Source organism: Acinetobacter sp. CIP 53.82, from assembly GCF_000369465.1.
In the GTDB taxonomy this organism is placed as follows: Bacteria; Pseudomonadota; Gammaproteobacteria; order Pseudomonadales; family Moraxellaceae; genus Acinetobacter; species Acinetobacter indicus.
In genome coordinates, this window is sequence record NZ_KB850046.1 from 520,065 (window position 1) to 536,435 (window position 16,371).

General features: G+C 46.6%; 11 protein-coding genes and 7 tRNA genes. 6 read left to right on the top strand and 12 right to left on the bottom strand.

Translation table 11 applies throughout. From position 1 onward, the window contains the following. Positions 1-28: 28 nt before the first annotated feature. Both F905_RS08085 and gltS read right to left on the bottom strand, forming a co-directional pair. Positions 29-1,504, bottom strand: a complete 1,476-nt coding sequence (locus F905_RS08085; RefSeq protein WP_005179500.1) for an alanine/glycine:cation symporter family protein — start codon at positions 1,502-1,504, stop codon at positions 29-31. 74 nt (positions 1,505-1,578) lie between these two features. Further along, the gene (gene gltS / locus F905_RS08090; RefSeq protein ID WP_005179501.1) at positions 1,579-2,817 is read right to left on the bottom strand and encodes a sodium/glutamate symporter; all 1,239 of its coding nucleotides are present in this window, start codon (positions 2,815-2,817) and stop codon (positions 1,579-1,581) included. Between the two features lie 675 nt (positions 2,818-3,492). On the opposite strand from gltS, the gene F905_RS08095 reads away from it, so the two are divergent. Continuing rightward, positions 3,493-4,644, top strand: coding sequence for an IS4-like element ISAbe18 family transposase (locus tag F905_RS08095; RefSeq protein ID WP_005176703.1), 1,152 nt, complete (start codon positions 3,493-3,495; stop codon positions 4,642-4,644). Between the two features lie 49 nt (positions 4,645-4,693). On the opposite strand, the gene F905_RS08100 is transcribed toward F905_RS08095, so the two are convergent. Next, complete coding sequence (locus F905_RS08100) at positions 4,694-5,941, bottom strand: DcaP family trimeric outer membrane transporter (RefSeq protein WP_005179502.1); 1,248 nt, start codon at positions 5,939-5,941, stop codon at positions 4,694-4,696. Positions 5,942-6,325: 384 nt separating this feature from the next. Between F905_RS08100 and F905_RS08105 the strand changes: the two genes are divergently transcribed. Further along, positions 6,326-7,030 carry a nitroreductase gene (locus F905_RS08105; protein WP_005179503.1) on the top strand — a complete coding sequence of 235 codons (705 nt, stop codon included), beginning with the start codon at positions 6,326-6,328 and terminating at the stop codon, positions 7,028-7,030. Positions 7,031-7,126: 96 nt separating this feature from the next. Here F905_RS08105 and F905_RS08110 read toward each other — a convergent pair whose 3' ends face one another. Continuing rightward, positions 7,127-8,350: a multidrug effflux MFS transporter gene (locus tag F905_RS08110; protein ID WP_005179504.1), complete on the bottom strand. Its 1,224-nt coding sequence runs from the start codon at positions 8,348-8,350 to the stop codon at positions 7,127-7,129. A gap of 135 nt (positions 8,351-8,485) precedes the next feature. On the opposite strand from F905_RS08110, the gene yccS reads away from it, so the two are divergent. The 4 genes from yccS to F905_RS08130 all read left to right on the top strand — a co-directional run bounded on the left by yccS (position 8,486) and on the right by F905_RS08130 (position 14,982). Continuing rightward, positions 8,486-10,660 (top strand): YccS family putative transporter, encoded by a 2,175-nt coding sequence (yccS, locus tag F905_RS08115; protein WP_005179507.1) that lies wholly within the window; start codon positions 8,486-8,488, stop codon positions 10,658-10,660. Between the two features lie 84 nt (positions 10,661-10,744). Next, a complete protein-coding gene (locus tag F905_RS08120; RefSeq protein WP_005179510.1) occupies positions 10,745-11,305 on the top strand; it encodes a YcxB family protein in 561 nt (186 codons plus the stop codon). Between the two features lie 167 nt (positions 11,306-11,472). Continuing rightward, positions 11,473-14,073, top strand: coding sequence for a PepSY domain-containing protein (locus F905_RS08125; RefSeq protein WP_005179514.1), 2,601 nt, complete (start codon positions 11,473-11,475; stop codon positions 14,071-14,073). Between the two features lie 114 nt (positions 14,074-14,187). Next, complete coding sequence (locus tag F905_RS08130) at positions 14,188-14,982, top strand: YdcF family protein (protein WP_005179517.1); 795 nt, start codon at positions 14,188-14,190, stop codon at positions 14,980-14,982. A 13-nt stretch (positions 14,983-14,995) separates the two neighbouring features. Here F905_RS08130 and F905_RS08135 read toward each other — a convergent pair whose 3' ends face one another. From F905_RS08135 to F905_RS08170, 8 genes are all read right to left on the bottom strand, one after another. After that, on the bottom strand, positions 14,996-15,457 hold the full coding sequence (locus F905_RS08135) for a DUF2750 domain-containing protein (protein WP_005179520.1): 462 nt from the start codon (positions 15,455-15,457) through the stop codon (positions 14,996-14,998). A 75-nt stretch (positions 15,458-15,532) separates the two neighbouring features. Further along, a tRNA-Val gene (locus F905_RS08140) sits at positions 15,533-15,608 on the bottom strand. A 99-nt stretch (positions 15,609-15,707) separates the two neighbouring features. Then, positions 15,708-15,784: transfer RNA gene (locus tag F905_RS08145), tRNA-Asp, on the bottom strand. Between the two features lie 51 nt (positions 15,785-15,835). Beyond that, a tRNA-Val gene (locus tag F905_RS08150) sits at positions 15,836-15,911 on the bottom strand. 65 nt (positions 15,912-15,976) lie between these two features. Next, positions 15,977-16,053, bottom strand: a tRNA-Asp gene (locus F905_RS08155). A 15-nt stretch (positions 16,054-16,068) separates the two neighbouring features. Then, positions 16,069-16,144: transfer RNA gene (locus tag F905_RS08160), tRNA-Val, on the bottom strand. 20 nt (positions 16,145-16,164) lie between these two features. Next, positions 16,165-16,241, bottom strand: a tRNA-Asp gene (locus F905_RS08165). Between the two features lie 51 nt (positions 16,242-16,292). Further along, positions 16,293-16,369: transfer RNA gene (locus tag F905_RS08170), tRNA-Asp, on the bottom strand. Positions 16,370-16,371: the final 2 nt, after the last annotated feature.

A 16,371-nucleotide genomic window follows, 5' to 3' on the forward strand; every position in this document is an offset into this window, starting at 1 on the left:
CCTCATGATGAGGCTGTTGTTGTTTGCATTACCAGATATCGGAATTAACCCGGTCTTTAAATTTAGGATGATTGTCCAGTTTAAATTCCGGCTCTTTCACGCCACGCTTCAGCTGTGCTTTGAAGTCTTTTAGCAACATCAGCACAAATGGCGTCAGCAGTAAAATGGCAAACAGGTTGATGGTGGCCATCACGCCCATAAACAGATCGGCCATCGACCAGATCAGTGGTACGGTGGCAATCGCGCCGAAATACACCATAAACAGCACCAGCAGACGGAAAATCAGCATAATCTTGCGGTTGTTGTTAATGAACTGCACGTTACCTTCGGCATAAGCGTAGTTCCCAATAATCGACGAATAAGCAAACATAAACAGGAGAATGGCCAGGAAGTCATCGCCCCAATGGCCAATCTGGCTTTCCAGCGCCATCTGGGTCAGGGTCACCCCTTCAAAACCGGCATTCTGATATAAACCGGAAGACAAAATGATGATTGCGGTACATGAACAGACAATAAAGGTGTCCACGAATACGCCCAGCATCTGTACCAGCCCCTGATTCACCGGATGTTTTACATCCGATACAGCAGCCGCGTTTGGTGCAGAACCCATCCCCGCTTCATTGGAGAACAGACCACGCTTGATGCCCATCATCATCGCCATCGACACCATCGCCCCAAAGAAACCACCGGCAGCGGCATCAAATTCAAAAGCCTTGCTGAAAATCAGGCGGAAAATATCCGGAATAATCGGCAGATTAATCACGGCGATATACAATGCCACCACCAGATACAGCAGCGCCATAATCGGGACAAATTTCTCTGCCACTTTGGCAATACGTTTAATCCCGCCAAAAATAATCATGGCGGTCATGACGACCAGAACCAGACCCAACCAGGACAGTTCAAAACTGAATGCACCCATTGGGACAGTCAGATTGGCCTGATTCCAGCCCCAGGCATGTGATGTGGCACTGATAATCGAGTTGGCCTGCACCGCGTTAAACACGAAACCGTAAGTTAAAATCAGGGCAACCGCAAATACTACACCCAGCCATTTCTGTTTCAGGCCTTGGGTAATGTAATAGGCCGGACCACCACGGAACTGATGGTTGCTGGTATCACGCACCTTAAATAGCTGCGCCAGTGAAGATTCGACAAAGGCCGAACTCATGCCTAAAAATGCGGTAAACCACATCCAGAACACCGCACCCGGACCACCAATCGCAATCGCAATCGCAACACCGGCAACGTTACCGACCCCGACCCGACTGGCCAAACCGGTCACAAGGGCCTGAAATGGGGTAATCCCATAACTGTCTTCGCCTTTTTTACGGCTCGACCTCATGGCTTTAATACTGTGCCAGAACAGGCGAATTTGTACAGCGCCGGTGATCAGGGTATAAAATATCCCGACACCGACCAGAAAGATCACCAGAAAATCCCACAGCGGGGTATTTAGAAGCGTCACCCAGGACATTAGGGTTTCATTTAATTGTTCATTCATTTTTTCGCACCCTTTGCTGATTGAGTCATCCTAAAAAGAAAAGCCTTTTAACAAGGCTTTTCCACTCAAATTACTTAAACAAAAAACTTAAGAATGACTTGAATGACAGTCGCATTAATCAAGTCGACAAAGAAAGCACCACACAGCGGTACAATCAGGAAGGCTTTATGAGAAGCACCGTACATATTGGTAATGGCCTGCATGTTGGCAACCGCAGTAGGTGTTGCACCCATACCAAAACCACAGTGACCCGCAGCCAGTACAGCAGCATCATAGTTTTTACCCATAACACGGAAGGTAATGAAGGCCGCATACAAGGCCATGGTGATGGTTTGCGCGCCTAGAATGACCATTAGCGGGCCCGCCAGATCTGCCAGTTGCCATAATTTCAATGACAGCAATGCCATCGCCAAATATAAAGACAATGAAGCGTTACCAAATACGTCAATCGCACGGTCAAAAATAGTGACTTTGAAAATACCTTCTAATACGTTACGCAGAATTACCCCACCAGCCAAAGCCCAGACGAAAGTTGGCAACTCAAACAGCGTACCTTTGGCATAACCAGTCATAAACTCGGCAAAGGCCAGACAGGCTGCAAATAAACCTAAAGTGGTAATGGCATTGTCTGCGGTAATTAAACGCACCTGATGCGGATATTCAAATGGTACAAACTCACCCGGTACCGGTTCAACTGGCGTATTGTCACGCTGTTCAATTTGCGCATCGGTACGTGGTGTAGCCAACTGATAACGGTTGATCAGCAGTTTGGCCAATGGCCCACCAATAATACCGCCAATAATCAGACCGAAGGTCGCACTGGCCATCCCCAGGGCCAAAGCCCCCTGAATACCATGTTCAACCTCAAGGATTTCACCCCATGCACCCGCAGTCCCGTGACCACCGGTTAAGGTAATGGAACCGGCAATCATACCAATTAGCGGATCAATGCCCAATACTGTCGCCAGACTAATCCCGACAAAGTTTTGTACAATGATGAATAGTGAAATTGCGATCAGAAAGATCACCAGACCAATACCGCCTTCACGCAGTTTGGCAAAGTTGGCACTTAAACCGATGGAGGCAAAGAAAATCAGCATAAAACTGGTTTGTAGCGCACTACTGGTGGTAATGCTGTAGCCCCAGAAATTGTGCACGATTAAAGACACTACCGCAGCGACCAAACCGCCCGCGACAGGTTCCGGGATGTTGTAACGTCTTAGAAAATCAATATTGTTAACTAAAAAACGTCCCAAAAGGAGAACGATTACAGCCGCAATTAAGGTGTAAAACGCATTAAAAGTAAATTCCATGGCAATATCCATTTAATATGGTCAATGCTTATTGTTTTCCGGTTCTGATTATTTAAACCTGATGATATAAGCACCTTTTATGATAAGGCTGCTCTGTTTAATTTAAATAAACGGGAAAACTCTGCAATATGAATAATGTAAATCAGAAAAAGTTCTGAGTTGGCGAAGAAGCATCTGAGCTGGAGCGCAAGACTCAGCTTCGCTCCTCAAATTCATATCAACCGGCACTGCCTGAAAAAGAAGGAGTGAAAAATAAAATACAGACACTTCAGTGGCAGGGTAATGTCAGGCTGAAATCTCTGAATAGGCTTACTATAGAAAGATAATCTCATATAGGCTCCTAAACATAGAAAATGCATTGCTTCATGTAGCCAACAAATACATCTTAATACATAGAAAAAGCTGAACAATACAGCTTAAAAAATCGCACATTATGCATCTTTTTCTCTAAAAATCTTTATTTTTTTAACGCTATTCGCTATTAGTCTAACTTATTGCTTTTAACTATAAATTTAAGCAACTGAATTTAAAATTGTTTTTTTAAAAATCGGTAAATAAAAAAAAGAGGTGGCAAGCCACCACTGCTGTCCCATAGTTTGCTTTAAATAAAAAACCTGAGTCCTAACAGTTAAAATATGAGTGCAAACAAACACTTTAACGACCAGGATTCAGGTTTTGTCACATCAGAATACCGTATTTCATGAGCTAATTAAACCTGTTGTGCGACAGGATTTTGAACAACTTGCTAAAGTACACCATGTTGGACAGAAATTTAGAGCGGCTTCCCGGTGGGATCAGTTTATTGCCATATTGATGTCTCAATTCTCTTGTAGGCAAAGTCTGAGAGATATTCAATCCAATTTGGAGTGCCAACAGGAAAAGCTGAGTCATCTCGGAGCAAAGTCTATTCCCCGAAGCACGCTGGCACGAATCAATGAGCAGCAGCCTGCTGCCTTGTATCAACAGCTATTTTACAAGTTGCTTAAATACTATGAACACTCAAAAGTAGCTCATAAATTTCGCTTTAAGAATCCCTTGTATTCCTTGGATGCCAGTCATATTGACCTGTCGCTTTCCTTATGTGAATGGGCCAAAGTTCACGACTCAAAAGCCAGCATGAAACTCAGTATAGGATTGAATCACAGCAATGATATTCCTGAGTTTGTTGCAGTTGAAAATGGCAAAGAAAATGACATGGTACAAGGCCGCAAATTCCAGTTTCCTGCTGGCAGCATTGTAGTTTTTGATAAAGGCTATGTCGATTACCAATGGTATGCAAATCTGACTGCTCAAAACATTGGATTTGTCACACGTTTTAGGCCTAAATCTGTGTATCAGGTGATCCAGCAACATCCAGTGCTTGAATCCAAAGGTATTCTAAAAGATGAAACCATTCAGCTGAATAGCGCACATGCCCTAAAAAGAAAAGCCCCAGTGTTAAGAAGAATTGAATATAGAGATCAGCAAAGTGGCAAGCACTTTAGCTTTCTCAGCAATAACTTTCATTTAGCCGCCTCCACCATTGCGGCGATTTATAAAGATCGTTGGAAAGTTGAGCTGTTCTTTAAGGCGATTAAGCAGAATCTCAAATTAAAAGCGTTTCTAGGCCGCAGCAGGAACGCAATTCAGACACAAATCTGGATTGCGATGATCGCCTATTTATTGGTGAGTTTCGCTCGACATTTAGGAAAAACAGGTTGGACAGTTCAACGTTTACTCAGAATAATTCAAGTGAATTTGTTTGAAAGAAGAACTTTAAAAGCTTTATTTTCACCCGATAAAATACCCATAAAACAAGAGGAAGCTCAAATGAGCTTCCTCTTGTGAAAAATTGTGGGACAGCAATGGGCAAGCCACCTCTTTTTTGGTTCAGCACTTAGAAGTTATAACGTGCCATTACACCAATACGATTATCTTTACCTGTTTGGCCATCAGCTGTTTCACGTTCACCGTAAACATATTCAGCACCCAAGGTAATTGGTTGTACCGGGTTATACATGACATTTAACCAGCCTTGCTGTAATTCGTCATTTTCTTCACCTACAGCATCATCAAAGAAGACTGCACCATAACCTAATGTACTACGAAGTTTTGGTGTAATTTTCAAAGTAGCGCCTAAAGTAAATGCATCAAATTCTTTTAAGTCGATGTCATTACCATCTACTGAATAACGCTCATTCCCATTGGTGTATAGAATAAACTTGTCATCACCCGTTACATGAGAGTAGTCGGCATTTAAAGTTAAGGTTTCAGTTGGTTTAAAGTTTACACCCGCAGCCAAGCCCCAGCCAAAATCTGTTTCGTCAGCTACATCACGCGCACGAACTTCCTGGACCAGCGCTCGACCTGTCAGCGTACCTGCACCTTCAGCAAATTTATGTGCAACTTTTGCGGTTGCTGCCGGCAGTCTGTTATCGTCATGTCCTTTTTCTAAACCAACAAAATAAGTCGTGTCTGCATTAATTTTGTCGCTATAACGCACTTGTGGTGTACGGTAAGTACCAATACCGAGTGGTGAGTTAAAGTCCAGCATTTCAGGTGTAGTTTCACCGGAAAGGAAGGATGAAGTGGTTTGACCCAATAACCAGTTGTCCATAGTTAAGTAAGCGTGGCGAATACGTACGCTGTCATTAGTACCACGGAAATCAATCTCAATTTTACCGCCGACATCTTTCCCTGCGACTGGACCTTTAAAGTCTAAACCAAGGCGTGTAGTGGTTGCGGTTGAATCAAAACGGTCTTCAGTTGCGTTATTGTCATCGCCCAAGCTAACGGCGTGGATACGGTTAAAAATTCCATTACCACCTTCAATTTGATACGCAGCATCCCCACGCACAAAACCGTACAGATTGACTTCAGCACCACCTTTCGACTTTAAGGAAAATGGTGAAGCCGATTTTGCTGCAGGTGCCGGTTGCGCCTGAACTTGCTGGATCTGGACTTGTTGCTGTTGCTGAACCTGTTGCTGCTGTTGAATTAAAGCTTTGAGTGCTTGTACTTCCTGGCGTAATTCTTGAATTTGTTGTTGTTCAGTGCTTGCTGCCTGTACCGTAGAGGCCATTGCTGCTGTAATTGCGACCGCTAATGTTTTTGTGATAAGTGAAGTTTGGATTTTACGATCCATGGGTTTCTCCAGAGTAAAAAATAATGCGCATCCGTGCTCTTTTAAGACATTTTAAATACTGACTCAGATGGCAAGCATCCCTGATTTAAATGTCATTTAATCATCACACTTTTGCTATTTATCAAATAATTAAAAGTCTTATTGATAAAGAATTACACAAAACTGTAATCGTTTTATGCTTTCAATCTAACAATTAATTTATTTTATTAAAATCACTTTTAACGTATAAGGATAAAGGACTGATCAATTTTTCTAATTCTCATTTGCAAAAATATCGAATTATCATGGTTTTATCGAAAAGCAAAAGTTACCCACCCGGTTAAATATTAGACTATTGTATATAGCAACAGTTGATTAGAACATAAACATTTTAAGGGATTTTTCATGGATAAAGGACTAGTACAACTGGTCGATCAGGCCATTAGCTCGCGTCATTCAGTGCGCGCCTTTTTAGATCGGCCGGTCGATCCGCAAATGATTAAAGATATTCTAAGCGTGGCCAGCCGCGCACCATCCGGCACCAATATTCAGCCGTGGAAGGTGTATGTAGTGACCGGTCAAAAGCGTCAGGAACTCATTGATCGGGTCTGTCAGGCACAAACTGAACTGTATTTGCATCCTGAACGTGCGGCCGATTATCAGGCCACCTTTTCCTATTATCCGGAACAATGGTTCTCGCCGTTTATTGAGCGGCGCCGTGAAAATGGCTGGGGGCTGTATGGCCTGCTCAATATTGAAAAAGGCGAAAAACAGAAGATGGCCGCGCAGCATCTGCGTAATTTTCAGCTGTTTGATGCACCGGTAGGCCTGTTTTTCACCCTGCATCGTGACCTGGAAATTGGTTCGAAAATGGATCTTTCAATGATGATGCAAAACGTGATGATTGCCGCCAAGGCACGCGGGCTGGACACCTGCCCACAAGCAGCCTGGAATAGTTTTCATCGCATTGTACTGGAGGTCTTAAATGCCCCGGCCGATGAAGAACTGGTCTGTGGTATGGCCTTGGGTTATGCCGATCCTGAGCATATTGTAAATAGCTTTATTACCCCGCGCGTACCGGTCGAAGAATTTGCCGTATTTGTAGAATAATTGTTTAGCTACGGCCCTCACGCTGCAACAGCTGAAAGAGCAAAGAAGAAAACGCTCTGGTTTCTTCTTTTTTCTTTTTTTAAAGATAAATCTGGTTTAGGCAGTTTTTAATTTCCGCTCTCGATGCATAATGTACATCGCACTCCCCCCAATCAGAATAAACAGTAGCATCACACTGCCCATATTTAATAAAGCATCCCAGATCAGCACATTCAGCATTAAGCCGCCAATTAAACCGCAGCTAAATTGCATACTACCCATAATCGCGCTAGCTGTACCGGCACGGGCACCCTGCTCCGACATTGCCAACGCCATGGCATTGGGGCCAGTAAAACCAATTCCGGCCACAGCTAAAAACAGCCCGGCAAAAACCACAACAATCGGCGCATGGCTCATCAGCCCGGCGATGACCAGAATTAGCGCGCCAGTGCCCTGCACCGTACCGCCTATTTTTAAACGGGTCATTAAAGAGCTGCTGGTTGCCAAATGCTTGTTTAAGGTCGAGGCCAGCATAATACCGACCGCATTGGCACCAAAAGCAATCGAAAACTGCTGCTGGTTCAAGCCATAACCATCCATCAGAACAGCGGCAGAACTGCTGATATAACAGAACATCGCCCCGCCGGTAAAACAGCCGGCAATCATCGGTAAATAAAAACTGCGGTCCTTAAAAATCGCCAGATAGAGGGTCAGCACCTGATAGAAATTCAATTTCAGACGGCGCTCTGGCGGCAAGGTTTCCTGAAAGAAAAAATGAACACATAACCAGCAGACTAAACTCATGATGGCCAGACAGACAAAAATCGCCTGCCAGTCAAAAAAGCTCAGCACAATCGCCCCCAGACCCGGCGCAATAATGGGCGCAATTGCGGTCACAATCATCATGCTGGAAAAAGCCTGCGCGGAAGCCTGCATATCCAGCCGGTCACGAATTGCCGCACGGGCAATTACCACCCCAACACAGCCCCCTAAGGCCTGCAACACCCGCGCCGCAATCAGGCTCCATTCATCCTGGGCATAAACACAGAGCAGACTGGCCAAAAAATACAGTCCCAAACCAAAATACAGTGGGGTTTTACGGCCAATCCGGTCACTTAAAGGACCATAAATTAACTGTCCAATTGCCAGGCCCAGAAAATAAGCCGGCAGACTGTTGGCCACCATTTGCGTGCTGACGCCAAAATCATCTGCCATTTGGGGCAAGGCCGGCAGATACATATCAATCGACAGCGGACCATGTGAGGTCAGCAATGCCAGCAGTAAAATCCAGGAAGATGGATACTGCTGCTGCGGGCTTGCACTGGCATGGGAATCGGACATATTCATATTTCTTTTTTAAATGACTGATTTAAAGACAAGGTACACAGTCCATAGTATTATTTCAGGGTACTGAAAGTGAAGTTTCACATAATTGCTGCCCGCTGCATAGCATCTGGCTTCGTTTAAGGAACAGTCTTGAAATCCTGGCTCACACGTCTCAAACACATTGCCTACAACACGGCCTTTATCTATAACATCCGGATGATGATCGCCTTTGCCGGCACCGCCTTTGTTCCTTATCTGCTCGGCTATCAGCTGGCCACCATTCCGCTAACCTTGGGCGTGGTCGCAGCCGGTTTAAGTGATATTGATGACCGCTTCTCTTTAAGAATCCTGAACCAGACTTATACCTATATCGGCTTTTTTATTACCGCCGCCTCCATTCAGCTGCTGTTTCCACATCCGGTGCTGTTTGCCATTGGCCTGATTATCTCCTGTATTGGCCTGATTCTGCTCGGTTCTCTGGGCCGGCGTTATGCCACCATTGCCTATGGCTGTCTGGTGATTTCGGTTTATGCCATGCTCGGTGTGGACCTGTTTGAAGACTGGTACACCCAGCCAGCCTTGCTGGTGGTTGGTGCAGTCTGGTACGGGCTGATTTCCACCATCAGCTTTTTACTGTTTCCGGTACGGCAGCTACAAGACAAACTTTCGCAAAGCTATGCCTCGTTAGGCGATTTCCTGTTTGCCAAATCCAACCTGTTTGATGTCGATATGACACCCGGCAGCTATCAGCAAAGCCTGATTGACCTGTCAATGGAAAATGGCAAGTTGATTGGCCTGTTTAATGAACTGAAAACCGCGCTACTGACCCGTTTAAAAGGTGACCGCGGCCAGAAAGATACCCGCCGCAGCCTGCAGTATTATTTTATTGCCCAGGATATTCATGAACGTGCCGACTCTGCGCATATTGACTATCAGAAACTGGCCAAAATTTTTGAGCACAGCGACATCCTGTTCCGTTTCCAGCGCATTCTGGCGATTCAGGGCAAGGCCTGTAAAGATTTAAGCGAAAGCATCCTGAAGCGTGAACCCTATATTCACAGCAAACGTTTTAAACATGCCTTTGAAAACCTGAAACACTCGCTGCAAAAGCTACGTAGCGAACAGCAGTATGATCAGGTCTGGGTCAATGCCCTGTTTGCCCTGTATCAGAACCTTAAATCTATTGACGCGCAGTTACGCAACCTGGAAACCGAGCGTTATATCAAGCTGGATAAAACCAAACATATTGAAAACCAGCTTAAAGATGATGACCTGAAAGGCTGGGATGATATGGTCATCCGGATCAAGCAGCATTTAACTCCGGAATCGGTGCTGTTCCGGCATGCCATTCGATTATCGGCGGTACTGCTGATTGGCTATATTTTTGTCCAGGTCACCAATATTGAATACGGCTACTGGATTTTACTGACCGCGCTGTTTGTGACCCAACCCAACTTTAACGCCACCAAACGCCGCTTACGCCTGCGGATTGTCGGTACGCTGGTCGGGATTCTGGTCGGTTATAGCATCTTATATTTTATTCCGTCGGTCGAAGGTCAGCTGTTGCTGCTGGTAGTCAGCGGAATTCTGTTCTTTGAATTACGCAGTAAGCAGTATGCACAAGCCACCGCCTTTATTACCATTCTGGCACTGATTAACTTTAACCTCGATGGCATGGGCTTTGCCGCCGCCCTGCCGCGTATGATTGATACCTTAATTGGCTGCGCACTGGCCTGGTTTGGCGTCAGTTTTATTTTCCCGGACTGGAAATTCCGCCGCTTGCCGCGCACCATTCGCCGTGCCTTAAATGCGCAGTGTGATTATCTGACCGAAGTGGTTGAACAATACAAAACCGGGCGCAATAACGGCCTGACCTATCGCGTGGTACGCCGTGCAGCGCATAATACCGATGCCGAGTTAGCTTCGCTCATTTCTACCTTGGCCACTGAGCCGGATTTTGATGCCTCGCAAAAAGCTCAGGCCTTTGAACTGCTGTGCCTGAATCATACCTTTATCAGCTATATTGCCGCGCTGGGCGCACACCGGGAAAAAATTGAAGATCCGGAGATCTTAACCCTGCTGGATAAAGCGCTGGAAGATATTCGCGGTGCCTTGCTGAACGATGAAGTACCGGATCTGTCTTCGCAAAATATGCTGCATACCATCCGGCAGCGTTTAAGTCAAAATCATCAGGAAGATCAACAGGGATTGATTATTTTGCAGCAGTTATCGCTGATGCTGACCATCCTGCATCAACTGAGTCAGCTAAAACAGAGTTTAAGCCATGACCGTGATCAGGATGCCACCGAACTGGCCTCGTTATAATTCGGATGATTTTGCAACAATAGACTCCTGAAATGCTGTAATTAATGCTAAACTTTTCTGAGTTTGAAATTTGTTAGTTCCACTATGACCGCGAAAAATTTATACGCTTATACTTTACAGCCTGTGAACTACGACATTAGCGAAGCCGAGCAACGTCATGCCCAGCTTTTAATTTGGCGTAGCACCAACAAAATTGGCACCAAAGCCTGGGCGATCATGGGCATTATTACGGCCCTGTCTATTCTGGGGATTATCCTGATCAAGAACTATTCCACCATTTTCTGCTGGGTGGCTCTGGTCTGTGTGGTGCTGTACTTCCTGATCCGTAAATTCGGTCTGGAATGGTATGCCAAACGTAAAATGAACGAATTTCCGGTACAGGAAATTAAAGGCATCCGTCTGGGCGTACAACCGCACGGCATCATCATGCGTCAGCAAATGGGCCTGCAAGAAGGCATGGGCGCGATTAGCTGGAAAGATATTTATGAATGGTATTCTACCCCGGATTTCATTCTGGTGAACTTTACCGTCAAAGGTCAGCAAGGCGCTTATATCTTGCCAAAACGTCTGGATTCTAAAAACTTTTCTTTTAAAACCATTCGTAAGCACCTGCTTGAATCTGTAGGTGAGCCAAAACAGCTTTAAGCCTGTATGTTCAAAAAAACCTCCACCCTGCTGGAGGTTTTTTTATCCGGTTTGTACCAATCTAAATGATAATGAGAATAAATATTATATTCAAACTCTATTCCATCTCGCTATTCTTCAGTTATAATTTTCGCCCATTGTTCTCTTCACACTGCTGCTGTATTGCTATGCTTAAAAAAATATTTTTCCAGCTGCACTGGTTCCTTGGAATTAGTGCGGGCCTGATTCTCGCACTGATGGGTGTTACCGGTGCGATTTATTCCTATGAACAACAAATTCTAAAATGGATGAATCCGGACAGTTATACCGTGCAGGTCGAAAACCGGGCCAAGCTCACCCCGGCGGAAATCTATCAGCATTTTCAGCTGACTCAGCCTGAAACCAAAATTAATAGCATTACCATTGCCTCCGATCCGGCAGCATCTTCGAGTGTCAATATTGCCAAAGAAGGCGCACGTCGCGGCCAGAATGTGCTGATTAACCCCTACAGCGCAGAAGTGTTACCCGAGATTAAAGGCCGTGAATTTTTCCAGTTTATCCAGCAGTTACACCGTAACCTGACCGTTGGCCCTGTCGGCAAGCAGATTACCGGCGCCTGTGCCTTGATGCTGATTTTCTTTGTCTTGAGTGGTCTGTATCTACGCTGGCCGAAAAAGCATTCGGTAAAACAGTGGTTCTTTGTGAAGCCGAAACTTAAAGGCCGGAACTTCATCTGGGATTTACACGCCGTTGTCGGCACCTGGGTGGTGATTTTCTACCTGATTCTGGCCTGTACCGGTCTGTACTGGTCCTATGACTGGTGGCGTAATGGCATGTTCAAGGTGCTGGGCGTAGAGCGTCCACAACCGCAAATGCAGGCCAATGCCACGCCGCAAGGTCAGCGTGATGCGCCGCAAGGCCGTGAACGTGGCGAAGGTGCTGCGCGTGAAGGTCGTGGTGAGCGTGCGGAAGGACTGGATTCGCTGCAAATGCAGGCTGTATTAAACCAGACCTGGACTGGCGTACAGGCACAACTGGGACGCGACTACTCAACCATGACCCTGAATCTGCCCAAACAAGCCAATGGTGAAGTCAGCCTGAACTTTGTCGATGCAGTACCGCAGCATGAACGTGCCCGTAATAGTGCAACCTATAACTATCAGACGGCCAGCCTCACCGACATCAGCCTGTATGAAGATAAAAAGCTCAATGAAAAAATCATGAGCAGCATGTTACCGGTTCACCGTGGCAGCTTCTTTGGTCCGGTGTACCAGTTCTTTGCCATGGTCGCTTCCCTGCTGATGCCGCTGTTCTTTGTGACCGGCTGGATGCTGTATCTGAAACGTCGCAAGCAGAAGAAACTGACCCAGGCAGCACGGAATAGCGCAAGCGCCGTCACGGTTGATCCAAATGCCAAACCGTGGCTGATTGCCTACGCCACCCAAACCGGCGTGGCTGAACAGCTGGCCTGGCGTACTGCGACCAGTTTGCAGGAAGCGCATCAGCCGGTGACCGTGAAACCGGTCCAGCAATTGAGTCTGGAAGATCTGCAATCGGTAGAACAGGTGCTGTTTGTAGCCAGTACCTATGGTACCGGTGAAGCACCTGATTTAGCCTCCAGCTTTGACAAGAAAATCCTGAGCAGCTCGGCCAATTTACAGCATCTTCGTTATGCGGTACTGGCGCTGGGCTCCAGGGAATATCTGGACAGCTACTGCAGCTTTGGTCATAAAATTGATCAGTGGTTACAACGCAATCAGGCGCAGCCTCTGTTTGCCACCATTGAAGTGGATAATGCCAGCAATGAAGATATCCAGCGCTGGAATGCGGCACTGGCCCAAACCACCCAGCTTGAATTGCAAGGCATGGACATTCACAAGACCTTTGACAGCTGGATTCTGAAACAGCGTGATCTGCTCAATCCGAACAGTCTGGGGGCACCGGCCTATAATATCGAGCTGGCGCCACAACACGAAGCGCACTGGGAAGCCGGTGATATTGCCGAAATCCAGCCGGGGAACAGTCCTGATCGTCTGGCAGCCTTTATGCAACAGCATCAGATTCAGCCGGGTACCCTGCTAGATTCGACCGGTGAACCGATTGAACAGGCGCTCTGGGACAAAGATCTGACGGTTGAAATCGAGCCGTTTGCCAATCTGGAACATTTACTGGAACAGTTACCGACCCTGCCTGCACGTGAATATTCGATTGCCAGCATTCCATCGCAGCAGATTTTGCGTCTGGTGGTCCGCCAGCAATCCGATGCCCAAGGTCAACTGGGTCTTGGTTCGGGCTGGCTCACCCAACATGCGCCGCTACAGAGCAGTATTGCCCTGCGCATTCGCACCAATGAATCGTTCCACCTGATTGATGATAACCGTCCAATCATCTGTATTGGTAATGGTACCGGTATTGCCGGGCTAATGAGTCTGTTACAGGCACGTATCCGTCATGACTATACCCAGAACTGGCTGATTTTCGGTGAACGTCAGCGCACACATGACTTTTTCTATGAAACTATTGTGTCTGCATGGCAAAGCACCGGCATGTTGCAGCGTCTGGATGTGGCCTTCTCACGTGATCAGGAACAGAAAGTTTATGTACACCATAAATTGCGTGAACAGGCCGAAGAACTGCAACGCTGGATTGAGCAAGGTGCCGTGATTTATGTCTGCGGCAGTATTGATGGCATGGCCAGCGATGTTGACCAGACCCTGATTGAACTGCTTGGTGAAGCGACGGTGGATCAATTACGCAGCGAAGGCCGTTACCGCCGTGATGTCTACTAAGTTTCGCTAACTGGCTGAAAACTAAAAGTGAAAAAACCGGACTTGATGTCCGGTTTTTTCATCTTGATCTTTTATAATCTGTAGATACATCACGCTATTTATGATTATTCCGCCATGCAGAGTCACAGCCACGCCCCACTGAAACGTATCTTTAGCCTGATGGCTGCAGTTCTACTGCTGGCCAATGGTTTGTGGTTGCTCAGCCTGAACAGCTTTCACTTTGGTACCCTGCTGCCGATGCTGCTCGGTGCAGCACTGTTCATTTATGCCTTGTGTTATGTTCCGCTACAGCGCTGGATTCGACAGCGCCCGATCTATCAACAAGGCTGGCGTTTAGTATGGGGTGCTTTCTGGGTCTGGCTACTCAGTGTAGCGCTGTTCTTTGGCTACTTACACTGGCAAAGCCTGCATAGCCAACCCAATCCGAATACGCAGGCGATTCTGATTTTAGGCGGGGGAATCCAGCACAACCAGCCAACGCCAACCTTGGCCAAACGCCTGGATGCCGGGGCCGCGTTAGCCAAGCAGCTGCCGCAGATTCCAATTATCGTCAGTGGTGGCGCCGCTTTTGGGAATCAGTGGACCGAAGCCGAAGTGATGGCGCACTATTTAACAGAGCAGCATCATCTTCCGAAAACACGAATTCTATTGGAAGCACGCAGTACCAGTACCGCTCTGAATTTCCACAATTCCAAGGCCTTGCTGGTACAACACGATATTCAGCTCAGTGATCCGATTGCCGTGGTGACCAGTGATTTTCATTTACCGCGTGCGCTGGCGATTGCCCGCAAACAGGGCTATCAGCAGCCCTTGCCCTATAGCGCTCCTACACCACTCTATATTCGCTATAACTCCTGGTTACGCGAATATTTTGCTTATGTAAGTGGTTGGCTACTCAATGAATATTAATACCCAATAAATATTAATTAAGGCGAATGGAACGTGGCGAAGGCAGTTGCAGGTTTTTATAGACCTCAGGTTTTTGCAAATAAATCTGGTAAAGATAGTTTTTAATATCCAGCAGCAGCTTTTCCGGTGCTACCAGCACATTCTGCCCTTCGGGACTAAGATTCATCGACACCAGTGTGCTTTCCTGCCTTAAAAATGGCAGGACTTTTTCAATAAAATCTTTAAAGCTGACTTCCTGAATATCGTAATTTTCCCAGTTGTCTTTGACCAGCAGTTTGGCCAGACTTTTATTTTGCCAGACCGCAAAAGCACGCTGTCCGGTGGGTGTGGCACATAAGGCCCAGCCGTCATGATACAGCGCAAACACTTGTCCCTGGCTGACCATAATTTCAATAAACTGTTTGTAAATATCTTGAACGTTATAGCTTGAAGTTTGAGATTTAGACGCGGCCTTGCGTTGATATGGATTTCGCATAGATCATCCAGTCCATTTTATTGTTTTATAATGCTGGGATTCTATGGAATATTTAAGATTTAGGCAAGAAAGATATGGTGGGCGCTGACGGGATCGAACCGCCGACATTCTGCTTGTAAGGCAGACGCTCTACCAACTGAGCTAAGCGCCCTGAAGAGTAAAAAATAATATATTATTTTTTACGACGCAAGACCAGCGAAGTGTGTAGTCTTGGTAATTGATCACATTTTTCACATCAGGGCATGAAAAATGGCGCAGCGGACGGGGCTCGAACCCGCGACCCCCGGCGTGACAGGCCGGTATTCTAACCAACTGAACTACCGCTGCAACGGTAATTGCGTAAGCAATTAAGGTCTTTTAAGCTTTACAGCTTGAATATGGTGGGCGCTGACGGGATCGAACCGCCGACATTCTGCTTGTAAGGCAGACGCTCTACCAACTGAGCTAAGCGCCCTGATTAAGATTGTCAATCTTGAGTCCACTATAAGCTCAGGAAACTTATAAGGCTATTCTTTGAGATGGCGCAGCGGACGGGGCTCGAACCCGCGACCCCCGGCGTGACAGGCCGGTATTCTAACCAACTGAACTACCGCTGCATCGCAAAAGAATCATGGTGGGCGCTGACGGGATCGAACCGCCGACATTCTGCTTGTAAGGCAGACGCTCTACCAACTGAGCTAAGCGCCCTCAAAAGCATTTTATGTAAATGGCGCAGCGGACGGGGCTCGAACCCGCGACCCCCGGCGTGACAGGCCGGTATTCTAACCAACTGAACTACCGCTGCACTTACACAAAGTCACTATTGTGGTTCAAACGAATATTAAAGAAGCTTAAGTGGCGCAGCGGACGGGGCTCGAACCCGCGACCCCCGGCGTGACAGGCCGGTATTCTAACCAACTGAACTACCGCTGCAC